Annotated in this window: 13 protein-coding genes; 9 read left to right on the forward strand and 4 right to left on the reverse strand. The window is 46.4% G+C overall.

Annotated features, from left to right (window positions below; genetic code table 11):
• Positions 1–167 precede the first annotated feature (167 nt).
• The 3 genes from recQ (at position 168) to R7M92_RS22905 (ending at position 3,227) form a co-directional block, all read left to right on the forward strand.
• Positions 168–2,003 carry an ATP-dependent DNA helicase RecQ gene (recQ, locus tag R7M92_RS22895; protein WP_005451195.1) on the forward strand — a complete coding sequence of 612 codons (1,836 nt, stop codon included), beginning with the start codon at positions 168–170 and terminating at the stop codon, positions 2,001–2,003.
• A 9-nt stretch (positions 2,004–2,012) separates the two neighbouring features.
• Positions 2,013–2,318: a DUF3630 family protein gene (locus R7M92_RS22900; protein ID WP_318134386.1), complete on the forward strand. Its 306-nt coding sequence runs from the start codon at positions 2,013–2,015 to the stop codon at positions 2,316–2,318.
• 234 nt (positions 2,319–2,552) lie between these two features.
• Entirely contained in the window at positions 2,553–3,227 is a 675-nt protein-coding gene (locus tag R7M92_RS22905) for a 7-cyano-7-deazaguanine/7-aminomethyl-7-deazaguanine transporter (protein ID WP_005378770.1), read from the forward strand.
• Positions 3,228–3,449: 222 nt separating this feature from the next.
• Here the strand turns inward: R7M92_RS22905 and R7M92_RS22910 are convergent, their stop codons facing one another.
• The 4 genes from R7M92_RS22910 to rhlB form a co-directional block, all read right to left on the reverse strand.
• Positions 3,450–4,154 carry a hypothetical protein gene (locus R7M92_RS22910; RefSeq protein WP_318134388.1) on the reverse strand — a complete coding sequence of 235 codons (705 nt, stop codon included), beginning with the start codon at positions 4,152–4,154 and terminating at the stop codon, positions 3,450–3,452.
• Positions 4,155–4,234: 80 nt separating this feature from the next.
• Positions 4,235–5,095 carry a sugar nucleotide-binding protein gene (locus R7M92_RS22915; protein ID WP_318134390.1) on the reverse strand — a complete coding sequence of 287 codons (861 nt, stop codon included), beginning with the start codon at positions 5,093–5,095 and terminating at the stop codon, positions 4,235–4,237.
• 172 nt (positions 5,096–5,267) lie between these two features.
• Entirely contained in the window at positions 5,268–6,761 is a 1,494-nt protein-coding gene (gppA, locus tag R7M92_RS22920; RefSeq protein ID WP_005382885.1) for a guanosine-5'-triphosphate,3'-diphosphate diphosphatase, read from the reverse strand.
• Between the two features lie 20 nt (positions 6,762–6,781).
• Positions 6,782–8,101, reverse strand: coding sequence for an ATP-dependent RNA helicase RhlB (rhlB, locus tag R7M92_RS22925; RefSeq protein ID WP_005378764.1), 1,320 nt, complete (start codon positions 8,099–8,101; stop codon positions 6,782–6,784).
• A gap of 111 nt (positions 8,102–8,212) precedes the next feature.
• On the opposite strand from rhlB, the gene trxA reads away from it, so the two are divergent.
• The 6 genes from trxA (at position 8,213) to fre (ending at position 14,033) form a co-directional block, all read left to right on the forward strand.
• Positions 8,213–8,539 carry a thioredoxin TrxA gene (gene trxA / locus R7M92_RS22930; RefSeq protein ID WP_004745500.1) on the forward strand — a complete coding sequence of 109 codons (327 nt, stop codon included), beginning with the start codon at positions 8,213–8,215 and terminating at the stop codon, positions 8,537–8,539.
• Between the two features lie 196 nt (positions 8,540–8,735).
• Positions 8,736–9,995: a transcription termination factor Rho gene (gene rho, locus R7M92_RS22935; protein ID WP_005378757.1), complete on the forward strand. Its 1,260-nt coding sequence runs from the start codon at positions 8,736–8,738 to the stop codon at positions 9,993–9,995.
• A 106-nt stretch (positions 9,996–10,101) separates the two neighbouring features.
• Positions 10,102–11,094, forward strand: coding sequence for a hypothetical protein (locus tag R7M92_RS22940; RefSeq protein WP_318134392.1), 993 nt, complete (start codon positions 10,102–10,104; stop codon positions 11,092–11,094).
• A 91-nt stretch (positions 11,095–11,185) separates the two neighbouring features.
• Positions 11,186–13,039: a 4-hydroxy-3-polyprenylbenzoate decarboxylase gene (gene ubiD, locus R7M92_RS22945; RefSeq protein ID WP_203346178.1), complete on the forward strand. Its 1,854-nt coding sequence runs from the start codon at positions 11,186–11,188 to the stop codon at positions 13,037–13,039.
• Positions 13,036–13,305, forward strand: a complete 270-nt coding sequence (locus R7M92_RS22950) for a 2Fe-2S iron-sulfur cluster-binding protein (RefSeq protein WP_009696789.1) — start codon at positions 13,036–13,038, stop codon at positions 13,303–13,305. Before ubiD ends, R7M92_RS22950 begins: the two co-directional genes overlap by 4 nt.
• 14 nt (positions 13,306–13,319) lie before the next feature.
• Entirely contained in the window at positions 13,320–14,033 is a 714-nt protein-coding gene (gene fre, locus R7M92_RS22955) for an NAD(P)H-flavin reductase (RefSeq protein ID WP_005382872.1), read from the forward strand.
• Positions 14,034–14,346 lie beyond the last annotated feature (313 nt).

The raw sequence follows: 14,346 nt of genomic DNA on the forward strand, positions 1-14,346 counted from the left end.
TAATTGTGTGTTTTATAGAGCAGAAAATCAGTATACGAGTCGTGATGCGAAACACCTAACAATTTGCGGTTTTATTCACCATGAAACCCCATTACAATGTGCCCTCACTTTGTGTGCCAGTGGTATGCATAAGCACCTCTTTTTTAAGACCCAATCTGAGACTTTTCATGACCTCGACCTTGTTAGCCGAACAATCTGATTCGCCTGTAACGCCTCAACGTGTGTTGGAGGATGTGTTTGGTTACCAAGAGTTCCGTGATGGTCAGCAGTTGGTGATTGATGCTGCGGTAGAAGGTCGCGACAGCTTAGTTATCCTGCCTACTGGTGGCGGTAAGTCGCTGTGTTATCAAATCCCTGCTTTGGTTCGCTCTGGTATTACTTTGGTGATTTCTCCGCTTATTTCGCTGATGAAAGACCAAGTGGACCAGCTTAAAGCCAACGGTGTAGCGGCTGAATGCATTAACTCGACCATGCCTCGTGAAGAACTGCTCAGCGTGTATAACCGCATGCACACTGGTCATCTTAAGTTGGTGTACGTCTCGCCAGAACGCGTATTGATGCGTGATTTCATTGAGCGCTTGGAAAACTTGCCGCTATCGATGATTGCCGTCGATGAAGCGCATTGTATTTCCCAGTGGGGACACGACTTCCGTCCAGAATACGCCGCGCTTGGTCAACTTAAGCAGCAGTTTTCCCATGTGCCATTTATGGCGCTGACGGCGACGGCGGATGATGCAACGCGCCGAGATATTCTTGAGCGTCTGCAACTGAATAATCCAGAGGTTTATCTAGGCAGCTTCGACCGTCCTAACATTCGCTACAACTTAGTTGAGAAGCACAAGCCGGTTTCGCAAATCGTTCGTTATCTTGAAACCCAAAAGGGGAATTGCGGCATCATCTATTGTGGTAGCCGGAAGAAAGTTGAGATGGTGACCGAGAAGCTGTGCAACAACCACATTCGTGCTGCTGGTTATCACGCAGGTATGGATGCTGATGAGCGCGCTTACGTTCAAGAAGCTTTCCAACGTGATGACATCCAAATTGTAGTGGCGACCGTGGCATTCGGTATGGGCATCAACAAACCAAACGTGCGTTTTGTGGTTCACTTTGATATCCCGCGCAACATCGAGTCTTACTATCAGGAAACGGGTCGTGCAGGGCGTGATGGTTTACCTGCGGAAGCGATGATGTTGTATGACCCGGCGGACATCAGTTGGCTGCGTCGTATGTTGGATGAGAAAGACGATGGTCCGCAGAAGCAGGTGGAAACCCACAAGCTGAATGCGATGAGTGCCTTTGCTGAGGCGCAGACTTGTCGTCGTCAGGTGCTATTGAATTACTTTGGTGAATATCGTGAGAAGCCATGTGGCAACTGCGATATTTGCTTAGATCCACCGAAGCACTTTGATGCCACGGAAGAAGCGCGTAAGGCGTTGTCTTGTGTGTACCGTGTTAATCAGAGCTTTGGTATGGGCTACGTAGTAGAAGTGCTACGTGGCATGCAAAACATTCGTGTACGTGAAAACGGGCACGATAAAATTTCTACCTACGCGATAGGGCGTGATCACAGCCACGATTACTGGGTGAGTATCTTCCGTCAGTTAATCCACAAGGGTCTGCTGTTCCAAAACATCACTCGTAACTCAACGCTGCAACTTACCGAAGAGGCGCGTCCGCTGTTGCGTGGCGATGTGACTCTGGAGTTAGCAGTTCCGCGTTTAGACACCGCAGCACGCGCGGCGAAGTCAGATAAACTGACCAGCAAGAATTACGATAAGAAGCTGTTTGCCAAGTTACGTAAGCTGCGTAAGTCGATTGCTGATGAAGATGGTTTGCCACCATACGTGGTCTTTAGTGACGCAACTCTGATTGATATGGCGGAGATCTTGCCAACGTCTTACGGCGAAATGTTGGCAGTCAGCGGCGTTGGTCAGCGCAAACTGGAGAAGTACGCCGATCCATTCCTCGATTTGATTCAAGAACACATTACTCACCACGGATAAGGAACCAAGATGCAAAAGGAATTTGGCTTAGCGGATTACATGGCAAACGAAGGGCGCTTAATCATTACCGCGCCGAGCTTTGACCTTGATAGCTTTCCCGCTTTAGGTGAGCGTTTAGTTGTCTTGCTTTCTGCTACTGTGGTGGAAAAGCAGTGGGATGCGGACATTCACTCTTGGCTGATCGACTTTGAAGGTTGCCGACTGTTTATGAAAGCAGAGCATTACAGCGAAGCGATTTGGTTTGAAGCGTTAGCGATTGAAGAGAGCAGGGAAGAGTTGGAGTATCTTGCAGGATTGTTCCAGCGCGGCTTCTAAAAATAGAATTTTTCTTGAAAGGGTGTTTCACATGAAACACCCTTTTTTATGCTTAAACGTTTGCGTAAAACAGACGACTTGCGGCGAAAAGTGGTTAATGTATAATCGCCCACCGCTTCGCTCAGAATGAGCCAAGCCAGTTTATTTTTCATTTTACATTGTTGGTAAGAGCCACTTTATTCAGTGACTCGATTTGGGTTCCCTCACCCCCAAACCAAACTAAAAAGGTATCGCATGAGTAACTTTACCCCTGCGCAGCAGCGCAACGCCCTTATCTATCTGGTTCTATTCCATCTAGTCATTATTGCATCTAGCAATTATCTAGTTCAGCTACCGTTTACTATTTTCGGTTTCCATACCACTTGGGGTGCATTCACTTTCCCATTTATCTTCTTAGCGACTGATTTAACCGTACGTATTTTCGGCGCTCAGTTGGCGCGTAAGATCATCTTCTTAGTGATGTTGCCTGCTTTAGCAGTGTCTTACTTCTTATCGGTGGTGTTCTTCGAAGGTCAATTCCAAGGTTTTGGTCACCTAGGGGAATTTAACTTATTCGTTGCTCGTATCGCGATTGCTAGCTTCATGGCGTACCTACTTGGTCAGATCATGGATGTGCATGTGTTCAACCGCCTACGCCAAATGAAGCAATGGTGGGTGGCACCAACGTGTTCAACGCTTTTCGGTAATGCACTTGATACCATCGCTTTCTTCGCCATTGCGTTCTACCAAAGCCCAGATCCATTTATGGCGGAGCATTGGACGGAAATCGCGCTGGTGGATTACGGCTTCAAACTGATTATCAGTCTTGGTTTGTTCGTTCCTATGTATGGCGTACTACTGAATTACCTAATTAAGAAACTGACTGCGGTGAACCCTGACTTTAAGGTGACGACAAGCGTTCAGTCTTAATATCAGTGGGAACCCCGAAAGCCGCTTGCTTAAATCAAGCGGCTTTTTTGTACCTGTTTACTTGGGTTTAGAGCGTTTTGTACAGCGTGGGGAGTAATTAGATCATGGGTGTCCAAAAGCTCCCTAAGCTGTACGAAGGTAAAAATGAGCAATAAAAAAGGTCCCGAGTGAGACCTTTTAATCGAAGATACGGAACGTAGAGGAAGCTCGTTGGTGAAATGGCTAACGGAGCATTTTCTCAATCAAAATGGCTTTTTGAGCATCGAAGGCGCCAAGTTGCAGGCCGTTCTCCCAACTGATGCTTTGATTGAACATCGCCAACATCAAACCGATACTGCGTTGATTGGCGTCCTGCCAGCAATCAGACTCGCTATACTCTCCATCATTTATCGCGTTGCCATTAACGAGAATGGGCTCGAAACGCCATTTTTCGCCGACACGATAGTAGCCTTTGCTGGTTAAAGTCTGGTTGGATTGAATCGTTAGATTGTGCTCGATGCCCGGCTCACCTGTTAATTCAAATACAAATCTTAGCTGGTGGTCGCCACATTGCAGCTCAACGGTCAGTTGGCCGTTTTCCTCAATCAGTGTTGATTGAGAATAGTCTCCGAAGCAGTGCAGCAGCCAAGAAATAGGGTGGCTAGCTGTTTCGAGAAACCACTCTTTGAGTGTGAAGTTGCCCGGTAGGTTAACTTGGGTGACTAGATTGACCACACAAAGTTGGGTTTGCGAAGTGAGCCACTTCTCTATTGTCTTGGCGGTCTCTAGCTGAGCAAAGGCATAATTAACCAATAGGTTGGAATTCGGTTGCTGCCAGTGAGTGATGTCAGAATTCAATCCCACCAATGGCTTTTCACAAATTAGCTTGGTTGAACCTAACTTCTTAATTATCTCTGCATGAGTATGCGCAGGTGTCGCGATTGTCACTACATCAAGTTGCTTGAGTGCGCTGATGTTCGTTTCTGCCTTTGGGATTGCTTCTTCACTGCACGCTTGCTGAAGCGGTTCTATTTGGTTGGCGCATAAAACGTTGTGACCGATACACCATTGTTTCGATAGTGCGGAATGTGCGTGCGTCCCCAGTTGATTCCTATGATGCCAGCTTGTTTGATTTGCTCTGGCTTGTTGAAACGTTCACTCAATGGCGGCAAGGCAATTCGTTCATCGGTTAGACGTTGGTCATGGTGATAATCATTGCTTGGCAGCACTTGCCATGGCTTGTTGTAATGCTGCTTGAGTGCACAAACGAGTTCGTAGAAATTCCACTTATCCTTTAAGTTGCTATCAAGGTGATATAAACCGGCTTCGTTCCGCTCAATAAGCTGCAAAAAGGCGAGTGCAGTATCGTCCATATGAGAAGTCGCGGGATACCAAGCTGTGCTAGCGGTAATAACGCCGTACTCTTCATGTTGGCGGTCGAGATGCGCCAACATGTTATTGCCTTCTGCTTGGTGATGGAGCTGCCAACCAATTCGAGCAACCATCGCATCTGGATTTGCTTGCCAGATTGCATCTTCACAACGAACTTTGTATTTGCCGTAATCATCTTGGGTGTTTCTTTCTTCAAAGATGCCATAAGGCCCGTTTTTTGTGGCATCAAATACCATTGCTGTGCTGACAAAGAGGTAAGGAATATTATGGCGTTTGCAGTGCTCACCAAGCCACGCTGCCCACGCTTCACTCCCCATCGCCATATGGCACACCGCATCAATGTGGTGCTGCTGCCAAAATTGCTCACTTTGTTCTGGATCATCTGGTGAGATTTGGTGGTGATTCCACTCCAATATGTTCCAGCCGCGTATGTGAAACTGATGAGCGACTTTTGGGGCGAGGGTGCCCGTTAAGCCAGTCATTAAAACGGTTTTCATGATGGTGCATCTTGGTTGGCTAAATTGTGTTTATCAATAAAGCATGGCTGTTTTTCGATGTAGAGCGGAGAAGCTGAGATTTTTGCTGGGCAGCACGTTTTGTAGGGGAAATAGAAGCAAAAAAGCCCAAGCGAACGCCTGGGCTTTAGTATTGTAAGGCAGTGATATTCGCTTATTTTGCTACGATATTTAATGGCCAGCCGATGTCTGTCTGACGGTTGGATTCAATTTCCAACTCAGCCGCAGTCAGTGGGTTTTTCTCTAGCCATTGCGCATCAATGTGTAACGTTAGATTGTCGCCTTCAACCGTTAGAGTCACATTTGGCTCTAGATCAGGATTGCGACGATGGCTGAGCAGAACCGCAAGACGCAACAATCTCAATACTCGTTTTGCACTCGAGCCTGATAATGCATGCTGCTCAGGTAAAGAAGTGAGTTGTTCGCGATAGCGACGAGCCACTTCACCAATAAAGAACTTCTGCGCGCGCGTGTAACCAGGCAGATCCAAATTCTGCAGCAAGTAAGCACTATGCTCTCCGCCTTTTTTGAAATCGATAGTTAAACCAATTTCATGCAGTTTTGCGGCGGTCTCGAGTAATATCTTGCCCTGAGGCTCTGTAATCCACTCATCGCCCCCAGCTTGCTGTAAAAGCGTGTGTGCCAGAGTAGCGACTTGTTCGCCGTATTGGTGATCGAGCTGATAGCGATTTTGTACGCTAGCGATAGTGCGGGCACGAATGTCTTCTTGGCGAAGCTCTTCAACCATCTCATACACTAAGCCTTCGCGTAGTGCGCCGCCAGCGAGTGTCATAGCATCGATTTCAAGCAATTCAAAAACGGCAATCAAAATAGAGAGGCCACTAGGGAACACTAATGCCCGCTCAAGTGTTAAGCCTTCAATATCGAGCTCTTCTAAATGGTCGGCCAACATGGCTTGCTTCTGTAGACGCTTGAGTTTGGAGTGAGTGATTACTTCGTCCATGCCTTGCGCCAGCATTATCTCTTGCAATGCCTGAACAGTGCCTGATGCACCAACACACACATCCCAACCAATTTCTGTATAACGTTCTAAAATCGGCTGGATGGTCTGTTTCGCTCCTTCAATTGCCGCGTCAAAGTTACGAGCATTCAATTGGCGATCTTTAAAGAAGTTTTCAAGCCAAGTCACGCAGCCCATTTTTAAGCTGGTCAGTGCTTTGGCTTCGAAACCTTCACCGATAATCAGTTCGGTACTTGCTCCACCGATATCGACTACAAGGCGACGACCACTACCTCCAGAGGTGTGAGCGACACCTTTATAGATAGTGGCAGCTTCTTCTTCACCAGTAATCACTTCGATAGGCTGGCCTAGAATTTGGTTAGCCTTTTCTAAAAACACATCTACATTGGTCGCGGTACGTAATGTTGCAGTACCGACGATGCGAATGTTTTGTTTAGGAATGTCCTGCAAGCGTTCCGCAAATAGACTTAAGCAGTCCCATCCTCGCTGCATAGCTTCCATACTAAGAGAATTATGTTCATCTAAGCCCGCTGCTAGACGAACTTTGCGCTTAATTTTAGCCATTGTTTGAACGCTGCCATCGATGTGACGCACAACGAGCATGTGAAAACTGTTCGACCCGAGGTCGATGGCGGCATATAGCGGTGATGATCCTGCTTGACTCATAAAACGAACTCAGTTTCCTATTACGATTGTTTTGGTGCCGATTGACGCGGTTGGCGTGGACGACGTCCCTGCGGCTTACGGTTACCAGAACCAGAGCGGGTACCGCCAGTATTCGTGCGGCGCTGTTGGTTGCGTGGTGCACGCATACGAATCGGAGCCGGTAGATCTTGAATCAGTGCCGACGAATCGTACTCTGAAACTGGGATTGTGTGCTCAATGTATTCTTCGATTGCTGGTAGGTTAACCGCGTACTCTTCACAAGCAAAACTGATCGAATGACCGCTCGCACCAGCGCGACCAGTACGGCCAATACGGTGAACATAATCTTCACAGTCGTCAGGAAGGTCGTAGTTGAAAACGTGCGTTACCTGAGGAATATGCAGGCCACGCGCTGCAACGTCAGTTGCAACTAAGATGTCGACATCACCTTTGGTGAATTGCTCAAGAATCTTCTCACGCTTCTTCTGCGGTACATCGCCAGTAAGAAGGCCTACACGATGTCCATCGGCAGCCAAATGACCCCAAACCGATTCACACTTATGCTTGGTATTGGCAAAAATGATAGCGCGATCTGGCCACTCTTCTTCAATTAGTGTTTGAAGCAGCGCCATTTTGTCTTCATTCGAAGGATAGAAAAGCTCTTCCTGGATACGGTGGCCAGTTTTTTGTTCTGGTTCGACAACGACATGCTCAGGAGTATTCATGTGTTCGAATGCCAGTTCTTGAACGCGGTAAGACAGCGTTGCTGAGAACAGCATGTTCAAACGCTCTTTTGGCTCAGGCATACGACGGAACAAGAAGCGAATGTCTTTAATAAAGCCAAGATCGAACATGCGGTCGGCTTCGTCCAGAACAACAGCTTGAATGTTGTTGAGGTTAAATACGCGCTGTTTGTAGAAATCGATGATACGGCCTGTTGTTCCGATCAGAATATCTACGCCGTCTTGCAGTTTCGCAAGTTGCTTGTCGTAGCTTTCACCACCGTAAGCTAGAGCGGTTTTTAGACCTGTGCTTTCAGTTAATGATTCTGCATCATTGTAAATCTGAATAGCGAGCTCACGTGTAGGCGCCATAATAATTGCGCGTGGCTGTGTAGGCTTACGACCTTCATGTTCCGGAGTCGTCAGAAGGTGGTTGAACGTAGCAGTAAGAAACGCGAGCGTTTTACCAGTACCCGTTTGGGCCTGGCCTGCGATGTCTTGGCCGGTGAGCAGGACCGGCAACGCCAAGGCTTGGATAGGGGTACAAAATTCGAACCCTTTTTTGTCCAATCCTTCAATAACTTGGGGCTTTAAGCCCAAATCGGCGAACTTTTGCTCTGTGATATGCGTCTTTTTCATGGCTATAGAATATCAGCTAAAGCTTGCAATACGAAAGTAAATACATTCCAATAGGGCATCTAATTACTGGTTATCATCCAACCAGTTTCGAAAAACACATTGGAGTGGAAGATGAGTGATAAGATTTTGCAGCTAACTGATGACGGTTTTGAAAACGATGTAATCAACGCTGCAGGCCCGGTTCTAGTGGATTTTTGGGCAGAATGGTGTGGTCCTTGTAAAATGATCGCTCCTATTTTGGACGAAATCGCAGACGAGTACGAAGGCAAACTCACTATCGGTAAACTAAACATCGACCATAACGCAGGTACACCACCTAAGTTTGGTATTCGCGGCATTCCAACGCTATTACTATTTAAAGATGGTAACGTAGCGGCAACGAAAGTAGGTGCTCTGTCTAAAACTCAACTAAAAGAGTTCCTAGACGCAAACTTATAATCACCAAGTGATTACAGATAAAACCGTGCAAAGTTACAATGCACGGTTTTGTTTTTCTAACTCTGGACTAGAATACTAATTAGTGCTAACTTATCGCGCGTTAATTGAACAAATTTCTCTTCTTGGTCGATCCTGAGACCAAATCCATCTTAACTAGAAAACAGATCTTATTTTGACTAAACAAGAATCCACCACCATGAACCTTACCGAACTGAAGAACAGACCTGTGTCTGACCTTGTAAAACTGGGCGAAAGCTTAGGATTAGAGAACCTAGCTCGCTTAAGAAAACAAGACATCATCTTCGCGATTTTAAAAGCGCACGCGAAAGGCGGCGAAGACATCTTTGGCGATGGGGTTCTGGAAATTCTGCAAGACGGCTTTGGTTTCCTACGCAGTGCAGATAGTTCATACCTTGCGGGTCCGGACGATATCTACGTATCACCAAGTCAGATTCGTCGCTTTAACCTACGTACTGGTGACTCTATCGCTGGCAAAATTCGTCCACCAAAAGACGGTGAACGTTACTTTGCCCTTCTAAAAGTCAATACCGTTAACGACGATAAACCAGACAACGCCCGTAACAAGATCCTATTTGAAAACCTTACCCCTCTACATGCGAATGAGCGCATGGTTATGGAGCGTGGTAACGGTTCAACAGAAGACATTACAGCACGTGTTTTAGACTTGGCATCGCCAATCGGTAAAGGTCAACGTGGTCTGATTGTTGCTCCGCCTAAAGCGGGTAAAACAATGCTTCTGCAAAACATCGCGCAAAGCATCGCGTACAACCACCCAGAGTGTGAGTTGATGGTTCTTCTTATCGACGAACGTCCAGAAGAAGTAACTGAGATGCAGCGCCTAGTTAAAGGTGAAGTGGTTGCGTCGACTTTCGATGAGCCAGCATCTCGTCACGTACAAGTAGCGGAAATGGTAATCGAGAAGGCAAAACGTCTTGTTGAACATAAGAAAGACGTAGTTATCTTGCTTGACTCTATCACTCGTCTAGCTCGTGCTTACAACACCGTAGTGCCTTCATCAGGTAAAGTACTAACTGGTGGTGTGGATGCAAACGCATTACATCGTCCTAAGCGTTTCTTCGGTGCTGCACGTAACGTAGAAGAAGGCGGCAGCCTAACTATCATCGCAACGGCACTAGTAGATACTGGTTCTAAAATGGATGAAGTTATCTACGAAGAGTTCAAGGGTACAGGTAACATGGAACTGCACTTGAACCGTAAGATTGCTGAGAAGCGTGTATTCCCTGCGATTGACTTCAACCGCTCAGGTACACGTCGTGAAGAACTACTGACGAAGACTGACGAACTACAGAAGATGTGGATTCTGCGTAAGATCGTTCACCCAATGGGTGAAATCGACGCAATGGAGTTCCTAATCGATAAGCTAGCGATGACGAAGACCAACGATGAGTTCTTCGATGCGATGCGTCGTCAATAGTCTCAAATAAGTGATTCTGCGAAAAGCCACCGTATATCGGTGGCTTTTTTATTGCTTTCTCCCGATAGAAGTATCAGAATGAAGGAAATGTTATCGGGAGGTTAACATGCAACAAGGAATGTTGTCGTCATTACTCCTGAGCTTGTCACTTATCACTCTACCTGCGACATTATCTGCCAAGGAAATGCATGAGTCTGTAGTAGAGCAGTGGCTTCAGGATACTCAAATACAGGCTAAAGTCTCTGAACTGCTTGATTACGCTGTCAGAGATGAAGTCGACTCGCTTAAATTTGCCCTTGATAGACTTGCTTTGCCTCAACAAGAGGTGGTGCGCTTTCAATTATTGGAAAAGCTTGAAAAGCAAGATGTGATTCTCACGCCTCGAATGGCTCTGTTTGTTGAGTCCCAGATCCGTATGACCCCGACTTATCAAGTGTTAGAGCGGGGTGATGGGTATGAATTTAGTGTACCCGCTTTTAACTTTCCCGTTATTGCGAGTCGCTTGATTAAGCGTTGGAAACAAGACCAAAGTACCTTGGACTTTGTCTTACAAGCTGAACGAAGAGAGCTTAACTTAAAGCAATGGCTTACAGGGCCATCTCAACAAGCTCAAGCGCGTGAAGCGCTTTTGATTCGAGAGTTAGACAGCTTATCACCCAATGCGCTTGCTGCATTAACGGCCCAGTTAACCAAAGCAAATGTGACCAGTTGGTTACCCTCGACGGCCGTGATAGTCAGGTTGGCACAAGTTAGTCAGGATGAGGAAGTGTACAACTTACTCTGGCGGATGAAAGCCGATTACAACAGCCAGTCCGAACTTGAGCGTTTAGCTGCGGTTGGAAACGTTTTTTCCATTCAGCAATTGATGAATGCCACAGTTAACCCATCACTCAAGCCAGAAGCTATTAGTCTACTTACAAAATCTAACCCTCTATCTCCGCAAGTAAAGCAATTTCTAGTTAGAAAAATGGCGTTATCAGAAGAAGCAACCATGGTTGCTCGAGAGCTTGCTCAACAAGGGCATCAAACCTGGTTGGAAGAGTTAGTATCTTCGAACCATCAGATAAAGACTCGGCAGATTGAACAAGTATTAAAGTAATCTGGCTCACATACCCACACAAAATAGGAGGATCTTAGCGTCCTCCTATTTGTTATACTGCGGACAGTTTAATCAGCCAGCATGAAGGCCTATGAGTTTTAAGGATTTACGCGAATTTATCGACCACCTAGAACAGAAAGGTCGACTTAAACGCATCACTCACCCTGTCGATCCCGCTTATGAAATGACAGAAATCAGCGACCGCACTTTGCGTGCTGGTGGACCTGCGCTGTTGTTTGAGAACCCAATCGGCTACGACGTACCTGTTTTGACTAACCTGTTTGGTACACCAGAGCGTGTCGCAATCGGTATGGGACGTGAAGATGTTAAAGAATTAAGAGAAGTCGGTAAGCTGCTGGCTTATTTAAAAGAACCTGAGCCACCAAAAGGCTTCAAAGACGCTTTAGAAAAACTGCCTGTGTTCAAACAAGTATTGAACATGCCGGCTAAGCGTTTACGTAAAGCACCATGCCAAGACATTGTTTGGCAAGGTGATGAAGTCGACTTGGATAAAATTCCGGTAATGAGCTGCTGGGCAGAAGATGTAGCGCCGCTGCTTACTTGGGGCTTAACCGTAACCAAAGGTCCAAATAAGAAACGTCAGAACCTAGGCATTTACCGTCAGCAGAAAATTGCCAAGAACAAAATCATCATGCGTTGGTTAGCCCATCGTGGTGGTGCGCTTGATCTGCGCGATTGGATGGAAACCAACCCAGGTAAACCTTTCCCAGTTTCGGTCGCGTTTGGTGCAGACCCAGCAACCATTCTTGGCGCAGTAACACCAGTGCCAGATACGCTATCGGAATACGCATTTGCAGGTTTGCTACGTGGAAGCAAAACGGAAGTCGTGAAGTCAGTCAGCAACGATTTGGAAGTGCCAGCGAGCGCGGAAATCGTGATGGAAGGTTATATCGACCCGAACGAGTTTGCTGATGAAGGTCCTTACGGTGACCATACTGGCTACTATAACGAAAAAGAAAAGCACCACGTATTTACTATTACGCACATTACTATGCGTAAAGACCCTATTTATCACAGCACCTACACAGGTCGTCCGCCAGATGAACCAGCTGTATTGGGTGTGGCATTAAACGAAGTGTTTGTGCCTATTCTGCAAAAGCAATTCCCAGAGATTGAAGACTTCTATCTTCCGCCAGAAGGTTGTTCGTACCGAATGGCCGTCGTCACCATGAAGAAGCAGTACCCAGGACATGCCAAGCGCGTAATGATGGGCGTGTGGTCTTTCTTACGTCAATTCATGTATACCAAGTTTGTTATTGTGTGCGATGAATCGGTAAACGCACGAGATTGGAATGATGTCGTGAAAGCCATGTCAGAGCATATGGCTCCTGTACGTGATACCTTGATGATAGATAACACGCCAATCGACTCGCTCGACTTTGCTTCACCAGTGGTTGGGCTTGGCTCCAAAATGGGCTTGGATGCGACCATTAAATGGGATGCCGAGCTGGCGACGCGAACCGAGGTCACTGAGCGAGACAGCAAAGCGATTACCGAAGCAGAACTAAATGAGTTGAAACAGCAACGCCCTGAGATTGTTGACGTCTATCTTCCAGTTACAGCAAACAACCAATTTGCTGTCGTGACTATGAAGAAAGATCAAGCTGGTCAATCCCAAGAATTGATGGAACATCTATGGGGCTTCTTTGCTCAGTACACGGATAACAAATTCATCATTTTGTGCGACGATGACGTTAATGCACGAGATTGGAATGACATCATTTGGGCGGTGACAACTCGAATGGACCCAGATAGAGACACGATTCAAGTGCTTGGTAAGACTGAGAGTTCATCCAAATTAGGACTGGATGCGACCAACAAGTTCGAATCTGAAGTCACGCGCGAGTGGGGTACGCCTATCAAAAAAGATCCTAAACTTGTGGCTAAAGTCGATGAGATTTGGGACCAGTTAGGTATTCTATGAGTCATCAAGTCCACCTTCTACCAATGGACGTTACATTCCAAGTAAAAGAAGGGGAGACGGTGTTGGAAGCTGCGCTCAACAACAATATTCGCTTCCCACACCGTTGCCAAGTTGGCGCTTGCGCCATGTGCATGTGTAAAAAGCTAACGGGCGAGGTGAGCTATCACCTCGAACCTATGCTAACCGAAAAAGAGCAACAGCAAGGTTGGATATTCCCTTGCCAAGCCTATACAGAAAGTAATTTAGTGCTTACTTTTGACGAGTAAGCGAGAGGAACACCATGACCATCCAATGTAAAGTAAAGTCTATTCAGCCGTTAGCTTGTAATACTTACCAAATCCTTCTTCATCCAGAATCACCAGTGCCTTTTAAAGCGGGTCAGTACCTAATGGTGGTGATGGGTGAAAAAGACAAACGTCCTTTCTCTATCGCAAGCAGCCCTTGTCGTCATGAAGGTGAACTTGAACTGCACATCGGTGCTGCGGAACACAACGCTTATGCACAAGAAGTTGTCGAAGCAATGCAAGCGGCGCTTGAAACTGATGGTCAGATTGAAATTGATGCGCCACATGGCGATGCTTGGGTTCAAGAAGAAAGCGAACGCCCATTATTATTAATTGCTGGTGGTACAGGCTTCAGTTACGTTCGCTCGATTCTGGATCACTGCGTAGCGCAGAATAAAACCAATCCTATCTATTTATATTGGGGCGCGCGCGATAACTGCCAGCTTTATGCTAAAGACGAACTGGTCGAGATTGCCGACAAGTTTGCTAACGTTCACTTTGTGCCAGTAGTAGAAGAAGCACCTGCAGACTGGCAAGGTAAAGTTGGTAACGTGCTACAAGCCGTAGCCGAAGATTTCGAAAGCTTAGAAAACTACGATATCTATATTGCAGGTCGTTTTGAAATGGCTGGCGCAGCACGTGAACAGTTCACTCAGAACAAGAAAGCGAAGAGCGAACGTATGTTCGCAGACGCGTACGCATTCATTTAAATACGGCTTTTAAGGCAGAAAAAGAGGGTTTTTTACCCTCTTTTTTGCTTTTTTGATGAAATAGTCATCGAACAGTCATTTTTTTCCATTTTTTTTCAAAAAAGGGTTGCGAACGGATCTGAGTTCCCTATAATGCGCATCCACCGACACGGCAGACGCGATAAGGCTTCAGCAGGGTCGGAGAGGTGAAAGCTTCTACGAAAAATAAAATTGAAAAAGTGTTTGACACTGTCAATTAAATCGCTAGAATGCACCTCCGCTTTGAGAGAAAAACTTCTCGCAAAGCAAGCTCTTTAACAATATAGACCTATCA

Source organism: Vibrio sp. Vb2880, assembly GCF_033337975.1.
Taxonomy (GTDB): Bacteria; Pseudomonadota; Gammaproteobacteria; order Enterobacterales; family Vibrionaceae; genus Vibrio; species Vibrio alginolyticus.

Excerpts from the sequence above, each read along its gene's own strand:
- recQ (WP_005451195.1), top strand. The coding sequence starts at position 168 with ATGACCTCGACCTTGTTAGCCGAACAATCTGATTCGCCTGTAACGCCT.
- R7M92_RS22900 (WP_318134386.1), top strand. The coding sequence starts at position 2,013 with ATGCAAAAGGAATTTGGCTTAGCGGATTACATGGCAAACGAAGGGCGC.
- R7M92_RS22905 (WP_005378770.1), top strand. The coding sequence starts at position 2,553 with ATGAGTAACTTTACCCCTGCGCAGCAGCGCAACGCCCTTATCTATCTG.
- R7M92_RS22915 (WP_318134390.1), bottom strand. The coding sequence starts at position 5,095 with ATGAAAACCGTTTTAATGACTGGCTTAACGGGCACCCTCGCCCCAAAA.
- gppA (WP_005382885.1), bottom strand. The coding sequence starts at position 6,761 with ATGAGTCAAGCAGGATCATCACCGCTATATGCCGCCATCGACCTCGGG.
- rhlB (WP_005378764.1), bottom strand. The coding sequence starts at position 8,101 with ATGAAAAAGACGCATATCACAGAGCAAAAGTTCGCCGATTTGGGCTTA.
- trxA (WP_004745500.1), top strand. The coding sequence starts at position 8,213 with ATGAGTGATAAGATTTTGCAGCTAACTGATGACGGTTTTGAAAACGAT.
- rho (WP_005378757.1), top strand. The coding sequence starts at position 8,736 with ATGAACCTTACCGAACTGAAGAACAGACCTGTGTCTGACCTTGTAAAA.
- R7M92_RS22940 (WP_318134392.1), top strand. The coding sequence starts at position 10,102 with ATGCAACAAGGAATGTTGTCGTCATTACTCCTGAGCTTGTCACTTATC.
- ubiD (WP_203346178.1), top strand. The coding sequence starts at position 11,186 with ATGAGTTTTAAGGATTTACGCGAATTTATCGACCACCTAGAACAGAAA.
- R7M92_RS22950 (WP_009696789.1), top strand. The coding sequence starts at position 13,036 with ATGAGTCATCAAGTCCACCTTCTACCAATGGACGTTACATTCCAAGTA.
- fre (WP_005382872.1), top strand. The coding sequence starts at position 13,320 with ATGACCATCCAATGTAAAGTAAAGTCTATTCAGCCGTTAGCTTGTAAT.